Here is a 20,861-nt window from a genome sequence, read left to right on the forward strand (position 1 = left end):
CGCTCGCCCAGCAGAAGGCCGCCGCCGCGAAGGCCGCCGCCGCCCGCCGGAACACGTCCGGTTTCGAATCCACCCCGGCCCCTGGAGCCCGGGGCCCCGCCGCCGCGATGGCCCGCGCCAGCAACGCCGGCACGCTGCTGGGCGCCGCGCCCACCGCCCCGGTGCGTCCGGGCGCCACGGTGGAGAAGCCCGTCACGCGCACCATCACGTTCACGTACGACGCGGGCCCGCACAACCAGCTCGCCAACCCCAAGCTCAAGGGCAGCTGGGACGCGGACGGCCGCTTCAACGCGCAGTGGAGCGGCGGCGGCATCCCCATGAAGCCGCTGGGCAACGGGAAGTACGAGGCCACCGTGAAGGTGGCGGACGACGGCCTCGCCCGCAACTGGGAGTGGGGCGTCAGCGTGGACGGCCCGTCCGGCAAGGACCAGTGGGCGGTGATGGGCGAGGGCAACCTCAAGCTGGACCTGTCCAAGCCCACCGCGTCCTATTCGCCCACGACGTACCACCAGATGGGCGCGCAGCGCTCCGGCCAGGACGTGTCCTTCAAGTTCTGGGCACCCGACGCGCGCGCGGTGCAGGTGAAGGTCACCGACAAGCAGGGGCAGCAGCAGCGCATCCCGTTGACGCGCGATGAAGGCGGCAACTGGACCGCCCAGGCGAAGGGCGCCTGGAGCCAGCTGGAGGGCAAGTCCTACGTCTACGAGGTCGTGGACTCCACGGGCGCCACCAGCGACCGGCCGGATCCGTATGCGCGCCGGATGATGGGCGAGCAGCGCGGCCTGGACCGCCTCTTCCTGGACCCCATGCGCGGCAAGGAGGTGGACCGCTACTTCCCCGGCGCCACCGGCCTGATGCGCTTCGACGTGGACGACGCCGAGGACGCGGACAGCGCGTACCTCGTGCTCAAGGACGGCGACGGCAACCCGCTCAACAAGGCGCAGCTCCAGGAGCGCCTGGGTGCGTTCGACGACACGCTCATCGACAAGATGCGCGGCGGGAAGCTCAACGACTTCTGGTCGCGCAACGTCACCGACGACGGCCGCATCAAGATGACGAACCAGGGCGGCGCGTGGACCACGCTCGTCAACAACCCGGACAAGCTCGCGGGCCTGCGCTACGAGTTCCAGGTGTTCGACAAGGACGCGGCGGGCAAGCTGCACCTGCGCGACGACGTGGACAACGACGGGAAGCTCTCCCGGACGGAGCGCCTGTCCTCGTCGGAGAACGACCCCTGGAGCGACCTCATCACCGTGGGCAGCGGCGTGGACTTCCGCGGCTCCATCTTCACGGACCCCACGGCGTTCCAGTTCAAGAACGACAACGTCCCGCGTGAGAAGGACCCGTCCAAGTGGACGGTGTACCAGCTGCACGCGGGCAGCTTCATGGGCCAGGCGGGCAACGCCAACCGCTCCACCATGGAGGACCTGCTCAAGAAGTTGGATTACTTCAAGGAGCTGGGCGTCACCACGCTGGAGCTGCTGCCCACGAACGAAGTCGAAGGCAGCCGCAACTGGGGCTACCTGGGCGTCAACAGCCTCGCGTCGGAGAGTTCGCTCGGCTTCGAGGACGACACGGGCCAGTGGGTGGAGGGCGACGAGGCCCTCAAGCGCTTCATCGACGCGGCCCATGGCAAGGGCCTCAACGTGGTGTCGGACGTCGTCTACAACCACGTCTTCGGCGACCACAACGGCCTGTGGAACGTGGGCGGCCCCAGCAACCCGTACTTCAACTGGTCCAAGGAGCCGGGCAAGTTCGAACAGCGCGACACGCCCTGGGGCGCCGTCCCCGCGTACAACACGCCGCAGGTGAAGCAGCTCTTCATCGACCACGCCGTGCAGCAGGTGCAGGAGCTGAAGTTCGACGGCCTGCGCTTCGACTTCACGGAGCCCATCAAGGGCGTGGGCGGCAAGGACGGCTGGGAGATGCTCCGGGAGATCAACCGCCAGGTGCACTTCGTGAACCCCCAGGTCTGGACCGTGGCGGAGCAGTTCGACTACGACCCGGCCATCTCGCGCCCGGCGAATCCGGACGGCACGGGCGGCGGCTTCGACGCGCAGTGGTACACGGAGTTCCAGCACCGGCTCGTCAATGACAACAGCAAGCCGGGCCTGGTGCAGGCAGCCGCGCGCGGGCTGAAGACGGACATGGACGCGTTCGTCAATCTGATGACGGCGCCGCGCGGGCTGGACAGCTGGCAGAAGGCGCTCTCCATCATCTCCAACCACGACGAGGTGGGGAACGCGCAGCGCACGATGAACACCGCCGAGGGCGAGAAGGCCACCGACTTCCCGGATCAGTGGACGCGCGGCGCGGCCCGCTTCGCCGGTGGCATCGGCATGGCTGGCCCCGGCATCCCGATGTTCTTCCAGGGTGACGAGTTCGGCGCGCAGAACGACTTCCGCTGGGGCAACCCCTCCACCTGGGACAGCAACTGGAGCTGGCAGTCCGTGGGCAAGGGCGTGGACTTCACGAAGGTCACCTTCAACGATGCGGCGAAGGCCACCTACGAGCGCCTCTTCACGCTCTCGCCGGACGCGCAGACGAAGGACGCGGCCTACAAGGCCTTCTCCACGGAGGACCGCAAGCTCTTCAAGGAGATCGCCTCCCTGCCCGCGGACGCGCGCAAGGGCGCGATGCTGGACGTCACGCGCCGGCAGAGCTTCAGCTTCTACAAGGACGCCATCGGCCTGCGGAACAGCAGCCCGGCCTTCAGCGCGGCGGCGGAGGTCAAGCGCGTCTACACCCACAACGACGACAGCGTGATGGCCTTCACGCGCAAGTCGGGCAACGAGGAGTTCCTCGTGGTGGGCAGCCTCAACCAGAAGAACCTGGACGGCTACGCCCTCCCGCTGCCTCCCGGGCAGTGGAAGGAGGTGCTGAACAGCGACGCCGCCGCGTACGGCGGCGGCAACTTCGGCAACTTCGGCGCCACGCTCAACGGCGGGAACACCAAGGTGAACATCCCCGCCGCCGGCTACGTGGTGCTCAAGAAGGTGGGGTAGTCGCCGGAGCCGACGGGGGAGCAGAGGGGCTGGGGAGCAGGGGCGGCCGGTCCTTGCCCTCCATCGCCCGCTGCAGCTCCAGTTCCTGGAGCAGCACCGCGGGCGCCACGGTGGACACGGGCACGCTGCCGCTCTCCGCGCCGCAGAAGCCGTTGAACACGCCCAGGCGCTGGCCCGTGGCGAGGATGCGGTTCACGGAGGAGAGAGGCGTGCCGACGATCTCCACGCCGCGCACCAGCGTCTCCTCGCCCGTCTTCACGTCCACGCGGTACACCATGCGCGGCACGCCCTTGAAGGCCTGGTAGCCGTAGCTGGACGTGTTGGTGTTGCCGCCGGTGATGTCGCGGATGATGAGCCCGTAGGGCTTGCCCTGCCGCTTCGCCTCCGCGACGAGCATCTTCTTCAGCTCCGCGTCGCTCACCTGCCTGGAGCTCTCCACCAGGAGGTTGCCCATGCGCGCCACCGGCTGGAGCGTGCCCTGGCCGCGCCCGTGGCCGTTGGACTTCGTGAAGCCCTCCACCGGGTGGCGGCTCATCAGGTAGCCCTTGAGCACGCCCTTCTCCACCAGGCTCACCGCCTGCGCCTTCACGCCCTCCTCGTCGTAGAGGTAGTGGCCGTTGAGCGGCTCCCCGTTCACCTCGCGCCTGGACGGATCATCCCGGAGCGACAGGAAGGTCGGGAGGATCTGCTTGCCCTCCTGGCCCTTGAACGTCTTGCCGTCGTTGTCGCCGTCCTGCCGGTCCGCCTCCAGCCGGTGGCCCAGCGTCTCGTGGAAGAGCACGCCCGCGGCCTCCGGCGCCAGGATGGCCGGCCCCGCGTACGGCACGATGGCCGGCGCCTTCCGGAGCGCGAGCAACTCATCGATGACCTTCTGCGCCGCCGCGTGCACCTTCGCGTCGTCCGGCATCCCCGCCTCGGTGGGCAGGTAGAAGCTGCGCGAGTCATCCAACAGCTGCCCGTCCGGCGCGCGCGTCACCGCGGACACGTGGAGCCCGTAGAGCGTCTCCTCCGTGATGAGGCGGGTGCCTTCGGAGGAGACGAACAGCCGCGTCGCCTTGTCCGCGGTGATGCGCACCTCCGAGTCGAACAGCTCCGGGTGCTTGTTGAAGCGCGCGGACACCTCGCGCGCCAGCTTGCGCCAGCGCTCGCGATCAAACGGGAAGGCCACCGGCGGCTGCACCCAGGTGACGGGCGTCTCCTTGGAAAAGGACGGCGGCCGCTTGGGGTCCTCCACCGCGTAGACGTCCTCGCCCTTCTTCTTCAGGAACTGGAAGAGCGCGGCCTTGTACTTCTCATCCGTGACGAGCCACAGCGCCGTGCGCAGCGCGAGCGGCGAGTCGTCCAGCGGCCCCTCCTTGCGCGCGGTGAAGCTGGAGCCCTTGCTGGTGCTGAAGCCGAAGTCGAGCGAGTCCGCCACGGAGCTGTCGAAGTCGTAGCTGCCCACGCGCACGTCCACGCCCAGCTTGCGCTCGCGGTAGTCGTCGTCCTGGAACACCGCCCCGTAGCGCGCGATGAGCAGCCGCGACTGGTAGTCCTTCACCAGGTAGCTGAGGAAGTACGGCGCCTCATGGCCGCTCACCTTGAGCTGCTGCTGGTTGCGCGTCAGCTCCGTCGCCATCGCCTCCAGCAGTGGCAGGCGGGGGTCGGGCGCGGGCGCCGCGCCCATCAGCAACGACGCGGCCACGAACAGCGGGAACAGGGGACGGAAGGCTCTGGGCACGAAGCCCACTGTAGCCAAAAAAGGGCGAGGGCCCTCCCCTCACGCGCCGCCCCTCCCGGCGACGCATGAAGCGAGGACCCTCTCGCCTGCCCGTGCTTCAGAAGACCGCTAGGCCTTCAGGATCTTCTCGCGGCCCTCCGTGACGGCCTTGGTCGCGTTGCGCGTGTCGATGACGATGTTCGAGCGCTGCACCAGTTCGTTGTAGTCGATGTGCGAGTGGTCGGTCAGGATGATGACCGCGTCGTACTGGTTGAGCGTCTCCGGATCCAGCGGCACGGACGTCATGTCCATGTTGAAGCCGTGGCCCTTGTGCAGCTCCTTCACGAACGGGTCGTGGTAGCTGATGTCCGCGCCCTTCTCCTTGAGGAGCGTCATCACGCGCAGCGACGGGGACTCGCGGAAGTCGTCGATGTCCTTCTTGTACGCCGCGCCCAGGCAGAGGACCTTCGCGCCGTTGAGGACCTTCTTGTTCGCGTTGAGCGCCTCCATGGTGCGCTGCACCACGTAGTAGGGCATCTGCCAGTTCACCTCACCGGCCAGCTCGATGAACTTGGTGTGGAACTCGAACTCGCGCGCCTTCCACGTCAGGTAGAACGGATCGATGGGGATGCAGTGCCCGCCGAGGCCGGGGCCCGGGTAGAACGGCTGGAAGCCGAAGGGCTTGGTGCTCGCGGCCTGGATGACCTCCCAGACGTCCACGTTCATGCGGTCGCAGAGCATCTTCATCTCGTTGACCATCGCGATGTTCACGCAGCGGTAGATGTTCTCCAGCAGCTTGGAGAGCTCCGCCACGCGCGTGGAGGACACCGGGACGACTTCCTTCAGGGCGCTGCCGTAGAGGGCGACCGCCACCTCGAGGCACGCGGGCGAGTAGCCGCCGACGACCTTCGGAATCGTCTTCGTGTTGAAGCCCTTGTTGCCCGGGTCCTCGCGCTCGGGGCTGAAGGCCAGGAAGAAGTCCACGCCCGCCTTGAGGCCGCCCTTCTCCAGCAGGGGCTTGAGGATCTCCTCGGTGGTGCCCGGGTAGGTGGTGGACTCCAGGATGAAGAGCTGGCCGGGGCGCACGTACGGCGCCAGCGCCTCGCCCGTCTTGATGATGAAGCTCATGTCCGGCTCACGCGACGCGGTCAGCGGCGTGGGCACGCAGATGATGACGCAGTCCAGCTCACGGGACCTGGCGAACTCGTTCGTCGCCGTGAGCTTGCCCGCCTTGGTGAGCTCCGCCAGCGGCTCGCTGGGGATGTGCTTGATGTAGCTCTCACCCTTGGTGATCTTGTCAATCTTGCGCTGGTCCACGTCCAGACCGGTCACCATGAAGCCGGCGTCCGCGAACGCCATGCCCAGGGGAAGACCGACGTAACCCAGACCCACCACGCCCACCTTCGCCTCCCGATTGCTGATCCGCTCCAGCAACGGGTTGCCAACCATCACGCGCATTGTCTTTGACTCCCAGCAGTTGACGTGCGGCCTCGCCGGCTCACACGTCCCGACCCACACCATTCACCTGAAGACGAACACCCACCCCAGCCTCGCCGGAGGCGACAGCTGCCTCCGGAACTCCACCGACACCGCCGGCACCACCCGCCCATACCCGGGCGAGTACCGCGACGGCACGAGCGAGGTCTCCAACCCCCGCTCCAGCAGCACCCAACCCACGGGCGCCTCCGCCGGTCCAATCTCAAGGGCCCGTGCCTCGAAGGCCTCGGGGCCTTCCTGCACGCGCCGGGCCCGCGCAAGGACTGCCGCGTCGGGCTCACACCACCGCGCCTGCCCATCGGGCAGATGCAAACGTCCCACCACCTCATGACGGCCCGTACCGATGAGCCGGTCTCCCACGGCCAGCGCGCGCACGTGCCGGTCCAGGAAGAAGGTCCTCTCAATGCCTACCGGTGACGCAAGGCCGCGGTAGCCGTCGTGCCGCACCACCAGCCGGTCGTGCACCGCGCCGGGCTGGAAGGCCACGACGCGAGCGCGGGCATCCTCCGGCAGCGCGAACAGCCGCGCCGGATCCAACGGGGCCTGCTCCGCCCCATCCACCTGAAGCGTGTTGTGCGCCGCTGTGCTCCGCATCGCGTTGCGCAGCGCCGGATCCCGCGTGTACGAACCCGTGCCGGGGTCGACGATGACGGGGCGGCCCTGGACATGAAGCTCGAAGGAAAGCTTGTCGTTGTGGCTGTGTCCTCCGACGCCCCGCTGCCCCTGTTTTCCGGCCGAGACGGTGAGCACGACCCCCGCGCCGCGCAAGGTGTGAAATCCACCTTCCGGAAAGCTCACCGACGCAGGCACCGGCGCCACGGGCAGCGCGTTGAAGCGGATCAGGCCTGCGTCACCCAACAGCCACGCCGCCTCGTCCGGGAACACGCCGCCCGCGAGCCCCACGTCGTTGAAGAGCGCCGCGCCCAGGCCTGACAGGTAGCCCTGCTCGCGATCATCGCGGTCCTGGAAGGGGAACACGCGGCCCGAATCGTTGTCGCCAATCTGCGGCGCCAGCCCCACCTCCGAGGACCAGGCGCGGGACGCCACATACATCAATCGCAGACGTGCTTCGTACGCGGGCCCCAGGGACACGCCCGCGCCGCGCGCGACGAGCCAGGCCAGCGTGAACAGCTCCACCGACAGGCGGTGGTAGGGAATGGAGCCCTCGAAGGACGTGCCCTCCGGATGCACCTGCGCGTCCATCTGCGCGCGCAGCCCGTTCACGGCGAGCGCCACCTGCTCCGGCGCGCCCGGCAGCTCCGGGAACAGCAGGCCGACGACGGCGAGCCCCACGTAGTTGGACACCAGGTGGTTGTTGGGCACCGCGCCGTGGTTTTCCAGATGGGCCTGCACCCATGCGGAGTGCTCGACGAGCGCGCCCAGCACGGGCACCAGGAACTCCGGACGGCGCACCTCGGGCGCGGCCGCGAACATCACCAGCGCCTGCGCGATGTTGGCCGCGCGCAGGGCAATCTCCATGGGGCAGGTCCAGTGGACGCCCATGCCCACGGGGTTCGCCTGGAGGAAGTCCAGCGTCTGCGCCACGAACGCCGTGGCCAGCCGCGAGCGCTCCTCCTGGGTATCCGCCACCCAGGCGCCCTGGGCCAGCGCCACCAGGCTGTCCAGCCGGCCCATCACCCACGGGTACTTCGGATCCATGCCCGTCACGAGCAGCTTCAGGCTCTCCACGGGCTCCATCGGGTAGCGCTTGCCGCTGAGGACATCCAACGACCAGTCCACCGGACGGCCCTCGCCGAAGGACACCGGCGTGCCGAAGACGCTCCACTCCTGCTTGAGCGCCTGCGCCGCGCGGACCTGCGTGCGCTGCTTCGCGCCCGGAAGCTTCGTGAGGGCGGCGCGGACGGACTCGCGCTGGGACAGTTCGCACCAGGCCCGCGACGCGCGGTGGTCGAGCGCCAGCGTCACCAGTGCTTCGGCCGTGGTGGCACCGAAGGACTCCAGGAGCTGGGCCTCATCGGCCTGCTCGCGACGGCGGTAGAGGGCCTGCCGCGCGACGCCCTGGACACGACGGACCGCGCTCTTCGCCAGGGCTCCTGGCGCCATCCGAGCGATCGCCGCGTAGTACTCGAGAGTTCCCATCCGCCCCTTCCAGACCGACCTGACGTGGGCAGGAGATAGCAAGCGCCCGGCCAGCGCCTTTTCCCAGCAAGTCCAGGGGCTTGGCGCGCCCACCTTCCCAGAAGGACGGTAAAAATGTCCGTTTGCACCGATGGCGCTGGGTAAAGGATTGCCGATGCCCGCCGAATGAATTGCCCACCGCAGGGGCCATTGCGCCTCCACCCGGGCATGGCCATTCCTAGGCACGTGCGGGCTGGGGCTTGGATGGGGCGGCGCATCGAGGACGACCTCGATGCCAGGGTGGAAACGACGCTGACGGCGGTGGCCGAGCAGGCGCTGCGCAACGGAACGCGCGCGGGCCTGGAGGCGCTCCTGAAGGCGACATTGCGGCTGACCGGTGCGACCGGCGCGGCCCTCTATGAAGGACGCGCGTGCGTGGTGAAGGTGGGGCGCATCCCCGCCGCTTCCAATGGAACGGTGAAGCGCGGCGCACGGCCCTCCGTGTTGCAGGTGTGGCCCGCGCCGCTGACGACGGCGCAGCGGCACGTGGTGGCGCGCTTCACGGCGTTCGCACCGGCGCTGCTCGCGGCGCATGCGCGGGAAGTGGCGCAGGGCGCGCGGCACTCCCGACTCCTGGAAGCGAAGACGCGCCTGGAGCGCACCGTGGTGACGCTGGAGAAGCGCAGGTCCCGCGCGGCGCACGACCTGCGCACGCCCCTGATGGTCATCAAGGGCTACGTGGACATGATGCTCAAGGGCACCGCGGGGCCGCTCAACGCGCAGATGCAGCGCTACCTGGAGCGGCTCGCCAAGTCCTCCACGGACCAGAAGGAGCTCATCGACCGGCGCCTGTCACCGCTGGCCCCGGGCCTGGACGACCTGCGCCCCGTGTTGCAGAGCGCCTTCGCCCCCACGCCGGGACGCAGGCAGGCCGCCCCCACGCTGACGCTGCCCGGGGAGCGGGCCGTCTCCGTGCGAGGCACCCGCGCGGACTGGGAGCTGCTGGCCCGCACCGTGGCCCGGAGCACCGGGGGCGCCGTCGCCGTGGACGTCCACCTGGGTCCCGCCCTGGATGCCACCCAATGGCTGCTGCGCGTCCGGGCGTGCCCTGGCGCGGCCCTGGCGGCCCGCACGGAGGCCGTCCTGCGGCACCTCGCGCAGCGGCTGGGGGGCACGCTGGCCGTGCACCGGGAGCCCCGGCTGGAACTGGCCTTCGTCTTCCCGGGCGATGACGCCTTCGCCGTCCCGGTACACCGATGAGAGTGTGAGACTTCGGGAAACGTCAGGACACCGCACGAAAGGTGGGCACAGGTCGCAACTCGCCTACCTGTCCTTGCGATAAAAGGGAAAGCTGTTTTCCTTCCTGCCCCCGAAGGTCTCCCCCATGAAGCTCTCCCGGAACTCGAGCATCCGCTCCACGAAGTCCGAGTCTGCGCTGTCGCCGCCCCCCAAGCGCAGCAACTCCGTGGATTCGAAGCCCAACACGACGACGACGACGAAGCCCACGCGTTCGAACTCGCTGCCCTCGCAGTCGCGTCCGACCAGCGACCTGTCCACGGGGAGCGCGTCGCGCACCCGTCCCCGCAACCCCGACGGGGCCGCGCGGGTGAACGGGCCGGACGCGGGCGCCGTGAAGAAGCCCACGACGAACTCGGAGATCCGCGCCTGGTACAACCAGAAGGTCGCGAGCATCCCGGCCAACGACGCGAAGCTCAAGGCGCAGGGCGCCTCCCTGGAGGACCGCGCCAGGGCGGCGGTGAAGACCCGCCACGACGCCCGGCTCGAAGCGCGCAAGTTCATGAGCAACCCCTTCGAAGTCGCGATGCTCAAGGCGCGTGACTTCTTCACCTACGGTCGGCTGGACGGCCCCTCGTTCGATCAGCTGGTCAATAAGGCCAAGGGGAACAAGTTGACTGGGGACGCCGTCTACCAGAGCCTTATCGACAGCTCGAAGCGCACCAACCAGACCGTGAACAACCACTTCAACCAGCAGGCCAAGCTATGACGGGTGATCAATTCCTGAAGCAGAAGCTGGAATGGGTGAAGACGTCGGACGCGCTGCATCCGCTGCGCACCAAGGCCGAAGGCCAGGAGCTGCGCATCCGCATCGGCGACTTCCCCGAGGAGTCCATGTACACGCTGCTCGTCGGCGAGCAGGAGGTCGCGCAGTTCGACGACTGGCCCAAGACGTGGGTCCGCCCCCGCTGAGCGGAAAGCCGCTGAAACGACGACGCCCTGTCCTTCCGCTTGAGCGAAGGCCAGGGCGTCGTGCTGTCCGCGGCGGGCCTGCGGCCTACTGCCCGCCCGACATGGGCAGCAGCTGGCGCACCAGCTCCAGCAGCTTGCCGCGCTCCACCTCGCGCTTGACGAGGTAGCCGTCCGCGCCGGCCTCCAACCCCGCCGCGCGGTCCTCCTGGCTGTCCAGCGACGTCACCAGGATGATGGGCGTGCGCCGGAACATGGGGTGTCCCTTCATCCGCCGCGCCAGCCCCACGCCGTCCAGCCGGGGCATCTGCCAGTCGCTGACCACGAGGTGGCAGTGGACGCGATCCAACACGCCCCACGCCTCCTCGCCGTCCGCGGCCGTCACCACCGGGTAGCCGGCGATCTCCAGCAGCGACTTCATCGCGAAGCGCGTCGTCAGCGAGTCGTCGCACACCAGGATGCGCGGCAGCTTCGCGTCATTCGATGCGTTGCGCATCTCCGGCTTCGCCGCGCGCAGCAGCTCCAGCGCGTTGAGCACCGGCACCACGCGGCCGTCGTCCAGCACCGCCGCGCCCGCCAGGTGCGGGACGCCCTGCAGGTGCTTTCCCAGCGTCCGGACGACCAGCTCCTGCTGCCCCACCACCTCGTCGATGGCGTACAGCACGCGCTCGTCGCCCAGCGCCAGCAGCACCGCCGTCTGCCGCCGCCCGGACTCCAACGCCAGCTCCATGCGCGGCAGCCCGATGGCCTCCGACAGCGTCAGGAACGTGAGCTGTTCGCCATCCAGCCGCGCCACCACGCGCCCCGCCACCGTGCCGATGTCGTCCTTGTCCAGCCGCAGCACCCGCTTCACGGTGTCGGACGGAATCGCGGTGATGGTGTTGCCGGTGCGCACCAGCAGGCCCAGCGCCGCGGCCAGCGTGAGCGGCAGGTCCACGATGAAGCGCGTGCCCTTGCCCTGCGTGTACTCCACGTCCGCGGAGCCCTGGAGCCGCTGCGCGGTGGCCAGCACCACGTCCAGCCCGACGCCACGGCCCGACGTGGAGGTGACCTCGTCGCGCGTGGAGAAGCCCGGCTGGAAGATGAGCCGCGCGGCCTGCGCGTCCGACAGCTTGTCCGCCGCCTCCTGGTTCATCAGGCCCCGGCGCACCGCCGTCGCGCGCACGCGGATGGGGTCCAGCCCGCCGCCGTCGTCCTCCACGATGACGCCCACGCGCGTGCCGCGCGCCTCCACCCGCACCGTCAACCGGCCCGCCTCCGGCTTGCCCGCCGCGCGCCGCACCGCGGGCATCTCCAGGCCATGGTCGATGGCGTTGCGCACCAGGTGCACCAGCGGATCCTTCAGCGCGTCCACGATGCGCCGGTCCAGCCGCACGTCGGTGCCGCCCAGCTCCAGCACCACTTCCTTGCCCAGCCGCGACGCCGTCTCGCGCACGGTGCGCCGCAGCGGCTCCAGCACCTGCGAGGCCGGCACCATGCGCAGGTCGCGCAGGTCGTCGCGCACCACCTGCGCCACCAGCGCGTGCTGCTCGCCGTCGCGGTGCGCCTCCTTGGCCTGCTCCAGCAGGCGCTTCTGCATCCCGCGCATCAGGCTCACGCCGGTGCGCAGCGGCTCCAGCGCGGAGCCGCCCCCGGCCATGGCGAGCTGCGAGGCGGCGCGCTCCAGGTGCAGCAGCACCTCATGCGCCTGATCCGTCAGCGCGCGGTAGCCCTCGGTGCGCCGGCCCTGCTGCGCCCGGCCCGCCACCAGGTGCTCCACCTGGAGCGCGAGCGAGTCCAGCGTCTTCACCGACACGCGCACCGCGCGGTCCACCGCCCCACCCCGTCCTTCCGAGGACGCCGCCGCACGGGGTGCCGGCTTCGGCACCACCGGCGCCGCCAGGGTCACGGGCACGGCCAGGGCGCCGTCGATTTCATCTTCCGACACGCCCAGCGCCGCGCGCAGGTCCACCAGCGCGCCCGCGACCTCCGAGGCCGCGAGCCCCGCCGCGTCCCCGCCCTCCTCCATCCGCGTGAAGCCCAGCGCGGCGGCCTCGGCGAGCGCGGCCACCTGATCCGCCTGCGCGGACTCCGCGCTCAGACGCAGTGCATGCGCCCGCTCCACCGCCGCGCGCACCGCGCCCGCCCGGTCCTCCACCTTGGGGGACACCAGCCGGCCCAGCGCCGCCTCCAGCGCGGAGAGGATCTTCAGGCCGTCCATGCCCAGGGGGCTCGCGCTCGAGCCGCCCTCCGGTGACGGAGAAGCCTCGCCGCCATGGCCCAGGGCCTGGAGGAGCGCGGACACGCCGTCCACCACGGGCTGCTCGCCCGCGTCACCCCGGTTGAGGGCGTTCTCGATGGCGGACAGGCCCCGCAGCATCGCCTCCACGGCGGTGCGGGAGATGGGCTCCTCCACGTTGACGTGGGACAGCCCGTCCTCGATGGCGTGGACGATGCGTTCAATGTCGTCCAGCCCCAGGCTCGCCGCGGAGCCCTTGAGGCTGTGCACGACGCGCTTGAGCGAAGGCATCAGGTCCGGCTCGCGCGCGGCGGCCGGCTGCTCCAGCCCCAGCACCTTCGACCCGATGGCTTGAATCTGCTCCCGCGTCTCCGCGGCGAACACCGGCCAGATGCTGCGCAACAACTGCGGATCCATGAAACCCCAGTCCCCTCTAGCCGCGCCGAGCGGCCGCTGGGTTGCCCAGCTGCGTCAGGTCCAGCACCGTGAGCCGGTCCGGCGTGAGGAACAGGAACGGGCCCGGCGGCGGCTGGGACAGCTCCGCGCGCGGCAACTCCCGCCGTCCGTCCACCACTTCCGCCGCCAGCCCGAACGCTTCGTCCTCCATCTCCACCACCACGACCTTGCTCAGGTCGGACATGCCGCCGCCCTCCAGGCCCAGGAGCTGCCGCAGGTCCAGCACCGGCACGATGCGCGAGCGGCTCACCACCGCGCCCAGCACGTGACGCGGCGCCCCGGGCAGCGCGCACATGCCGCGCGCCTCCAGCACGTGGTCCACCATCTCGATGCGCACCGCGTAGCGCTCGCCGCCCACCTGGAAGGCGAGCACCGTGACGACCTCCTGGCGCACCTCGTGACGCGACCCGGCCAGCGCCACCGCGCGCGCGTGGAGCACCTCGCGCCGCCTGTGGGCGCTCACCACATGGGCCCCCTCAAGCAGCATCTGCGCCGCGTCGAGCGAGGCCTTCAGCTCTTCGAAATCGATGGGCTGGAACTTGGTGTCGTCGCTGGGCATCGCGCTTTAGTACTTGGTCGCCGGCAGCTTGAGGATGTCCCGCACCTTCGAGCGGAGGTCATCCACCGAGACGGGCTTGTTGAGGAACGCGCTCGCGCCCACCAGCTTCCCCTTCTGCCGGCTCGCGTCGTCCTTCAGGGACGTGAGCAGCATGAAGGGCGTGTCATGCAGCTTGGGGTCGCCCCGGATGGCGGCGCACAACGCGAAGCCGTCCATCTCCGGCATCTGCACGTCGGAGATGATGAGGTCTGGCCGCTGCTCGCGCGCCCGCTTCAGTCCCACCGCGCCGTTGGGCGCGTCCACGAAGTCCAGCCCCCATCCCATCAAATACACCTGAAGGAGGTTGGTGATGGTCTTCGTGTCCTCCACGATGAGCACCTTCGCCGCCTTCTTGGCCCCGCTCGTCACGTTGCTGTTCATAGCTGGTACCTGCCCACTAGATCCGAGAAGCGCTTCGACAAGGTGGAGAGGTTGCCGGCCACCTGCTCGATACGCCGGGTCCCCTCCACTGAATCACTCATGGCGGATGTCAGCTCGCCCATCGCCGTGGCGATCTGTTCCACCCCGATGGTCTGCTGCCGCGTATTGCCGGCGATCTGCCGCGCGGCCCCCGACGACTCCCGGATGACCTCCGACAGTCCCAGGATGGTGTTGCCCGCGCTGCGTGCCAGCTCCATTGCCGCCTGCGCGCGCCGGCTGCCTTCGTCCGTCGTCGTCACCGCTACGCGCGTGCCCTTCTGCACCTCCCCCAGGAGCACCCGCACCTGCTCGGCCGCCATGCGGGACTGCTCCGCCAGCGTGCGCATCTCCGTGGCCACCACCGCGAAGCCACGGCCGTGCTCGCCTGCCTTCGCCGCCTCGATGGAGGCGTTGAGCGCCAGCAGGTTGGACTGTTCCGCCACGTCCTTCACCTGCCCGATGATGTCGCTGATCTGCAACGTGCGCTCGTTCAGGTCGGTGATGGCCAGGGCGATGGCCTTCACCTGCTCGCCCAGCTTCTCCATGCCGGACACGCTCTCCGTGACGACCTTCTGGCCCTCCGTGCTGAGCGACTCCGACTTCTGCGTCTGCGCGATGACGGCGTCCGCGTAGGACGTCGCCTGCTTGGACGTCTGGGCGATCTCCGCCACCGTGGTGCTCGTCTCGTTGATGGCGGAGGCCTGCTGGTGCGCCATCGCGGACTGCTGCGTGGACGTGGCCAGCACGTTCGCCGCCTCGTACTCCAGGTCGTTCGCCGCGCCCCGCAGGTCATGGAGCAGGTGCGCGAGCGCGTCCGCCATGGTGGCGAAGCTGCGCGCCAGCTCTCCAATCTCGTCCGTGCCGCGGGTGTCGATCTGCTGGCGCAGATCCCCCGCCGCGATGCCCACCGCCGCACGGGCCAGCCGCTCCAGCGGCACGATGAAGAGACCCGCCATGCCGGCGGCCGCCAGCAGGCCCACCACCAGCACCAGCAGGCCCACGCCCGCCGTGCGCCAGGTGCTGGAGGAGAGCGCGCCCGCCAGGGCCTCGCGGTCCAGCGCCAGTTGCACGGTGCCCACGCGCCGGGGCGTGCCGCCCGGAGGGCCGAAGAGGATGGGCGCCGTCGTCTCCACCACGGGCAGCGTGCCCACGGTCAACTGCCGGTCCACCACCCCGTCGCCGTCCGCCGGCTCCACCGCCGTGGCGCTCGCGAAGCGTTCCGCCGCCGAGCGCGCCATCACCTTGCCGGAGGAGTCGCGCACCACGATGTACGCGATGTCCGGCACGCTCTTGAGGGCCATGTCGGTGCCCAGCTGGAGCATCGTCGCGTCCTGGGTGGCGGCGGACGCGGACACGCTGAACGCCATGCCGATGCCCACCGCGCGCGCGCGCTTGGTCAGCTCTTCCAGCAGACCGTCATGCATCTGCATCCAGAACGCGAAGGTCAGGATGCCGACCAGCACGATGCCGAACATGCCCGTGCCGACGAGGATCTTCGTCCGCAGGCTGAGCCGCGCCGATTCCATGCCTTCGGGCAGCGCCACCTTCATCCCTTGCACTTCCACGTTATCTCCACCTCACGTCGGGACGTGCGCCGTCAGCGCGCGCCCTGCCAGCCCACCTGCGAAGGACGGGGCGAAAGCGACTTTCGGAGCCCGCCCGCGGTCATCGTCGATTCCACCCCTCGCAGCGGGTGCTCGTCATCCAATCCATCCAACGCGCGCAGCGCGTTCTGCCGCGCCCGCTCCGCCTCCTCGCGCCGGTCCATGCGGCTGTAGAGCGCCACCAGCGTGGCGTGTCCCAGCGCGAGCTGCGGCTCCAGGTACAGCGCCTTGCGCACCGCCTCCACCGCGGCGACCAGGTCCCCCCGCGCCTCCGCGACCATCGCCAGCAGCAGGTACGCCTCCGGCGACAGCGACCGCGCCGCCTCGCGTCCCAGCGCCTCTGCCTCGTCGTAGTGGCCCGCCTGCGCCGCTTCCAGCGCGCGCGTCAGCACGCCCGCCTCGTCGCCCACGCGGGGAAGGGCCCGGGGGGCGGGCGGCGGCGGCGGCGTCGGACGGCGCGCCTCAGCCGGAACCGGAGCGGGTGTCACCGGCTTGAGCGCCCAGGGCCCGGGCAGCGGCACCGGCGTGGGACTGCGCAACGCCTGCCGCGTCAGCTGGCCCGGCACCGGCGTCTCCCGGCGGAGCGCGGCGGCGGAGAAGGGCGTCGGCGTATCCCGGCGCGGCGCCGTGGCCACGGGCTCCAGCGAGGGCCAGGACGGCTCCGGGGGCACGCGCAGGACGGGCGTGCCGTCCGCGTCCAGCGTCTCCAGCCCCATCCCGTTGGTCAGCGGCACTTCCGCGGGCGACACGAAGAGCAGCCCGCCCGGCGCGAGCGCGGACACCAGCCGCGCCAGCACCGCGCGCACCAGCTCCGGCGTGAAGTAGATGAGCACGTTGCGGCAGAAGATGGCCTGGAAGCCCATGGACGGCACCGCGTCCGTGGCCAGGTTGTGACGGCGGAAGTCCACCGTGCGGATCACCTCGGGCACGACGGAGTGCTGCGCGTCCTGTCCCGCCGGGCCCGGCTGCTGGGTGAGGAAGCGCCGCTCCAGGTCCGGCTCGATGCGGCGCAGCGACCACGGGCTGTACACGGCGGCCTTCGCGCGCAGCAGCGCCCGGCCGGACACGTCCGTCGCCAGCACGCGGAAGCGCCCGGCGTCCCCCAGCCCCGCGGACATCAGCGCCATCGCGATGCTGTAGGGCTCCTCGCCGCTCGCGCAGCCCGCGCTCCACACCTGGAAGGTGCCGCCGGCGTGCAGGCGGGCCCGCAGCGCCAGCGCGCGCAGGTGCTCCGGGTGACGGAAGAAGTACGTCTCGCCAATGACGGCGTGCTCGATGAACGCCTCCACTGCCACGGGCTCCCGCATCAGCAGCTGGCGGAGGAACATCGCTTCGGACAGGCCGCGCGCCAGCGCCGCGCGGGACAACGCAGGCTCCAGGGAACGACGCAGGCTGCTCGCGAGCGTCAGGCCGCAGGCGCTCTGGAGCACCTCCTCGACCTTCGCGAGCGTGACCTCGTCGAGGAGCCCGTCGCTCACAGCGCCTCCATCCCGGCCAGCACGGCGCTCGTGCGCAAGAGCGGGCGGAGGCCCTCGGGCGTGCGGCACAGCCCGGCCATCAGCCCGGTGCCGTCCCACGGCAGCGCTTCCTCGCCGCCGGGCGAGCCGTCCAGCAGCACCGGCGTCTCCACCAGGTCCCGCACGCGGTCCACCAGCAGCGCCACCGTGCGGCCCGCGTCCACCACCACCAGGTGCGAGTCGAGATCCGGCACGCGCTTCACGCCCAACAGCCGCGCCAGATCCACCACCACCGCGGGGCTGCCGCGGTACACGAACGTGCCCGACACATGCGCGGGCGCACCGGGGAGCGCGTCCAGCGCCACCAGCCGCACCACCTCCTGGACATGCCGCGCGGGGATCAGCGCGGACGTGCCGCCTGCCTCCACGGTCAGGTAGAGGCCAGGCAGGCGCAGCTCGCCCTGCAGGGAGGCAAGCTCCTGGCGCAGCAACACCTGCTCTGCTTCCAACGCGCTCAGCCGCTGCTGCACGGAGGCGCGGCGCACCTGCGATTGAATGGGGGCTTTGGGGGTTTCGGCCATCAGGAGACTCCGCCCACCCCGAGGCAGGCAGGGATAAAAACGGTAAACCGGGAGGCCCTCCCAACGCAATGCGGGGCAGGCGGAAGTTCCCTCCTTCCGCCTGCCCCCCGGGGGCAGGGTCGCAGATGCCCCGACGTGGTGGATAACCGACCCCCATGGGGTGCGCGCGACCGTGGAGTTGTGCTTGGATGAACACCTGTCGCGTTTGACGGAGAAACCATGCTGCCTGCTTCAAGGGGACACGAATGATCAAGAGCGATTCCCCGAGTCCCGAGGCGCCGGGAACGGATCCGCTCATCGGCCGGACGTTGAACGGCCGCTTCAGCATTCTGGAGCCCCTGGGTGTGGGCGGCATGGGCAAGGTGTACCGGGCCCTGCAGGCACCGCTTGAGCGGGTGGTCGCACTGAAGGTGCTCAACCCCAACTTCCCGAGCAGCCGCGACCCGGGCTTCCAGAAGCGCTTCCTGCGTGAAGCGTCCCTGACCTCGAAGCTGCGGCATCCGAACACCGTCACCGTCATCGACTACGGGCAGACGGACGACGGTATCTACTACATCGCGATGGAGTACCTGGAGGGTCGCACGCTCGCGCAGGTGCTCGGCCAGGTGGGCCCGCTGCCGTGGGCGCGCGCGGTGTCGGTGGCGCAGCAGGTGTGCCGCTCGCTGCGCGAGGCGCACAGCCTGGGCATCATCCACCGCGACCTGAAGCCCGCGAACATCATGATCCTCAGCGAGTCGGATCAGGAACTCGTCAAGGTCCTGGACTTCGGGCTCGTGAAGTCGGTGGCGCCCCAGGAGGGGCCGGTGAGTCCGGAGATCACCCAGAACGGCACGTTCCTGGGCTCGCCGCAGTACATGGCGCCGGAGCAGGCGCGCAACGTGGCGGACGCGCGCAGCGACGTGTACTCGCTGGGCATCATGCTGTTCCAGATGCTGATGGGCCGCCCGCCGTTCATCGCGCGCGATCACATCGAGCTCATCTTCGCCCACTACAAGGAGCCGCCTCCCACGTTCCAGGCCGTGCGCCCGGACCTCGCGGTGCCGCCGGAAATCGAGATGGTGGTCCGCCGGTGTCTGGAGAAGGACCCTGCCCGGCGCTTCCAGACGATGGACGAATTGCTGGAGGGCCTGCGCGAGGCGCACATGTCCGCGGGCGGCAGCAGCGGCGTGTTCCGCCGCATGGGCGGCACGAGCACCACGGGCCCCTACCCCTCTCCGCCGACGACGGGCCCCTACGCCTCGCCGCTGTTCTCCAACGTGGGCAACAACGACGCGGCGGACGGGCTGGAGATGGACATCAGCGTGGAGGTGCCGCGCGACGTGCAGCGCGCCCGCCAGCGCACGCTGCTGATGGGCGGCCTCGGTGGCGTGGTGGTGGCGGGGCTCGTCGGCACGATGATGCTCTTCCTGCGCGGAGGTTCGGAGGACAAGCCCGCGCAGGCATCCACGCAGGTGGCGGCGCCCACCCCGCAGGCCCCGGTGGCGGAGGCCCCGGTGGCGCCCGGCGCGGGCAAGGTGCGCTTCCGGCTGATGAGCCAGCCGTCCGGCGCGCGCGTCTTCTACAGGGGCAAGGAGCGGGGCACGACGCCCTTCGTCCTGGAGCTGCCGCTGGGCAGCGAGGGCAGCATCACCGCGGAGCTGTCGTTCGTGCTGGAGGGCTACCAGACGGAGACGGTCGTCACCGGCGGCTCCGGCGAGGTGGTGCTGTCGCAGAAGCTGACGAAGCGCCGGGGCGGTGCCGACCGTCCCAGCCGCGTGGAGCTGGCCAACGCCTCCACGCCCGAGGACTTCGAGAACCTGGCCCCGGTGACGCAGGGCGGACTCGCCGCGCCGGTGATGATGCAGGCGAGCACGTCCGGCACGGTCGTCCCCGCGGCGGTGAGCGACAAGTCCGCGGGCTCGCTGGGCGCGTCCGCCGCGACGACGCAGGTGAGCGCCGCGGGCAGCCTCGCGGTGCCGTCATTGACGACGGGCGCGCTCGCGCCCATCCGCGCCGACGCCGTCATCCCCTTCAACGAGGCCATGGAGCGGCCGGTGATGCTGGAGGAGGGGCGCACCATCGCCTATTCGCGCGAGGCGCTCGCCACCAAGGCGGAGGGGCTCGTGGCGGTGCGCTGCACCATCACCACCAAGGGCCGCGTGGAGAACTGCCGCATCCTGAAGATGGTGCAGCACATGGACCGGGCGGTGCTCGACTCGCTCCAGTCCCGCCTCTACAAGCCCATCCAGTACCAGGGCCGCCCGGTGAACGTGGATTACACGTTCACCATGCGCCTCGTCGCTCCGCGCCGCTGAAGAAGCAGCACCTCCACCGCGTCCTTAGGGACCGGTGGAGGGCAAGAGCGGCGGTGAGGGTGGGACGGACGGGGCGGCGCCTCCCGGAGGCACGCCCCAGTCCACCACCGGCCAGCCCCGCCGCCGGGCCTCGCGTCGCAGGCGGTGGTCCGGGTTCACCACCACGGGGCGCCCCACCACCGCCAGCACCGGCAGGTCCGAGTACGAGTCCGTGTAGAAGGCGCACGCGGACAGCGGCACGCCCGCCTCCTTCGCGGTGGCCTCCGCGTAGAGCCGCTTGCCCTCGCCGAAGCAGATGGGCCCCAGCGCGCGGCCTGTGTGGAGCCCCGCCGCGTCCACCTCGAAGCGGTTGCACAGCACGCCGTCCAGGCGCAGCTCGCGCGCCACCAGGTCGGACAGGTAGCCCGAGGACGACGTCAGCAGCACGAGCCGGTCGCCTGCCTCCCGGTGGGCCTCCAGGGCGAGCAGGCCGCCCGGCCGGTACTGGCCGCGCACCAGCTCCGTGTAGAAGTCGGCGGAGCGCGCCTCCAGGTCCCGCGCGTCGGAGCCCGTGAGCAGCGCGGTGGCGCGCACGAGCACGTCCTGCATCGCCACGAACCCCAGGTGGTAGCGGGCGAGCAGCAGGCTGGCGCGCAGGGCCTGCCAGCGGGTGATGTGCCCCAGCGCCAGCTCGCGACGCACCCACAGCGACGCGGAGTTGGCGGCGAGCAGCGTCCGGTCCAGGTCGAAGAAGGCGACAGCCACGCTC

The 20,861-nt window shown here is 70.4% G+C and carries 15 protein-coding genes; 5 read left to right on the plus strand and 10 right to left on the minus strand.

The window, feature by feature from the left end:
- A partial coding sequence (locus D7X12_RS06660) for an alpha amylase C-terminal domain-containing protein (protein ID WP_120624421.1) occupies positions 1 to 3,005 on the plus strand: 3,005 nt, incomplete at its 5' end.
- Here D7X12_RS06660 and D7X12_RS06665 read toward each other — a convergent pair.
- The 3 genes from D7X12_RS06665 to D7X12_RS06675 all read right to left on the minus strand — a co-directional run bounded on the left by D7X12_RS06665 (position 2,989) and on the right by D7X12_RS06675 (position 8,301).
- Positions 2,989 to 4,671 carry a TldD/PmbA family protein gene (locus D7X12_RS06665; RefSeq protein WP_120624454.1) on the minus strand — a complete coding sequence of 561 codons (1,683 nt, stop codon included), beginning with the start codon at positions 4,669 to 4,671 and terminating at the stop codon, positions 2,989 to 2,991. The genes D7X12_RS06660 and D7X12_RS06665 overlap by 17 nt on opposite strands.
- A gap of 162 nt (positions 4,672 to 4,833) precedes the next feature.
- Positions 4,834 to 6,153 carry a nucleotide sugar dehydrogenase gene (locus D7X12_RS06670; RefSeq protein WP_120624455.1) on the minus strand — a complete coding sequence of 440 codons (1,320 nt, stop codon included), beginning with the start codon at positions 6,151 to 6,153 and terminating at the stop codon, positions 4,834 to 4,836.
- A 72-nt stretch (positions 6,154 to 6,225) separates the two neighbouring features.
- On the minus strand, positions 6,226 to 8,301 hold the full coding sequence (locus tag D7X12_RS06675) for an alginate lyase family protein (RefSeq protein WP_120624422.1): 2,076 nt from the start codon (positions 8,299 to 8,301) through the stop codon (positions 6,226 to 6,228).
- A 243-nt stretch (positions 8,302 to 8,544) separates the two neighbouring features.
- Here D7X12_RS06675 and D7X12_RS44940 point away from each other — a divergent pair, with 243 nt between their 5' ends.
- From D7X12_RS44940 to D7X12_RS06695, 3 genes are all read left to right on the plus strand, one after another.
- Entirely contained in the window at positions 8,545 to 9,540 is a 996-nt protein-coding gene (locus D7X12_RS44940) for a histidine kinase dimerization/phospho-acceptor domain-containing protein (RefSeq protein ID WP_158619984.1), read from the plus strand.
- 124 nt (positions 9,541 to 9,664) lie between these two features.
- Positions 9,665 to 10,285 (plus strand): hypothetical protein, encoded by a 621-nt coding sequence (locus D7X12_RS44110; protein ID WP_244224396.1) that lies wholly within the window; start codon positions 9,665 to 9,667, stop codon positions 10,283 to 10,285.
- A complete protein-coding gene (locus D7X12_RS06695) occupies positions 10,282 to 10,488 on the plus strand; it encodes a hypothetical protein (protein ID WP_120609379.1) in 207 nt (68 codons plus the stop codon). The genes D7X12_RS44110 and D7X12_RS06695 overlap by 4 nt, the downstream gene beginning before the upstream one ends.
- Positions 10,489 to 10,573: 85 nt before the next feature.
- Here the strand turns inward: D7X12_RS06695 and D7X12_RS06700 are convergent, their stop codons facing one another.
- The 6 genes from D7X12_RS06700 to D7X12_RS06725 are packed head-to-tail and all read right to left on the minus strand — an operon-like array spanning position 10,574 to position 17,819.
- Entirely contained in the window at positions 10,574 to 13,120 is a 2,547-nt protein-coding gene (locus D7X12_RS06700; RefSeq protein ID WP_120624425.1) for a hybrid sensor histidine kinase/response regulator, read from the minus strand.
- Between the two features lie 16 nt (positions 13,121 to 13,136).
- Positions 13,137 to 13,718: a chemotaxis protein CheW gene (locus D7X12_RS06705; RefSeq protein WP_120624426.1), complete on the minus strand. Its 582-nt coding sequence runs from the start codon at positions 13,716 to 13,718 to the stop codon at positions 13,137 to 13,139.
- Between the two features lie 6 nt (positions 13,719 to 13,724).
- Positions 13,725 to 14,138: a response regulator gene (locus D7X12_RS06710; RefSeq protein ID WP_120609382.1), complete on the minus strand. Its 414-nt coding sequence runs from the start codon at positions 14,136 to 14,138 to the stop codon at positions 13,725 to 13,727.
- The gene (locus D7X12_RS06715) at positions 14,135 to 15,742 is read right to left on the minus strand and encodes a methyl-accepting chemotaxis protein (protein WP_439329353.1); all 1,608 of its coding nucleotides are present in this window, start codon (positions 15,740 to 15,742) and stop codon (positions 14,135 to 14,137) included. The genes D7X12_RS06710 and D7X12_RS06715 overlap by 4 nt, the downstream gene beginning before the upstream one ends.
- Positions 15,743 to 15,774: 32 nt before the next feature.
- Positions 15,775 to 17,259: a CheR family methyltransferase gene (locus tag D7X12_RS06720; protein WP_120624428.1), complete on the minus strand. Its 1,485-nt coding sequence runs from the start codon at positions 17,257 to 17,259 to the stop codon at positions 15,775 to 15,777.
- On the minus strand, positions 17,256 to 17,819 hold the full coding sequence (locus D7X12_RS06725; RefSeq protein WP_120624429.1) for a chemotaxis protein CheW: 564 nt from the start codon (positions 17,817 to 17,819) through the stop codon (positions 17,256 to 17,258). Before D7X12_RS06725 ends, D7X12_RS06720 begins: the two co-directional genes overlap by 4 nt.
- A 245-nt stretch (positions 17,820 to 18,064) precedes the next feature.
- Between D7X12_RS06725 and D7X12_RS06730 the strand changes: the two genes are divergently transcribed.
- A complete protein-coding gene (locus D7X12_RS06730; protein ID WP_120624430.1) occupies positions 18,065 to 20,113 on the plus strand; it encodes a TonB family protein in 2,049 nt (682 codons plus the stop codon).
- Positions 20,114 to 20,137: 24 nt separating this feature from the next.
- Here D7X12_RS06730 and D7X12_RS06735 read toward each other — a convergent pair whose 3' ends face one another.
- Positions 20,138 to 20,857, minus strand: coding sequence for an HAD family hydrolase (locus D7X12_RS06735; protein ID WP_120624457.1), 720 nt, complete (start codon positions 20,855 to 20,857; stop codon positions 20,138 to 20,140).
- Positions 20,858 to 20,861 lie beyond the last annotated feature (4 nt).

Source organism: Corallococcus sicarius, assembly GCF_003611735.1.
In the GTDB taxonomy this organism is placed as follows: Bacteria; Myxococcota; Myxococcia; order Myxococcales; family Myxococcaceae; genus Corallococcus; species Corallococcus sicarius.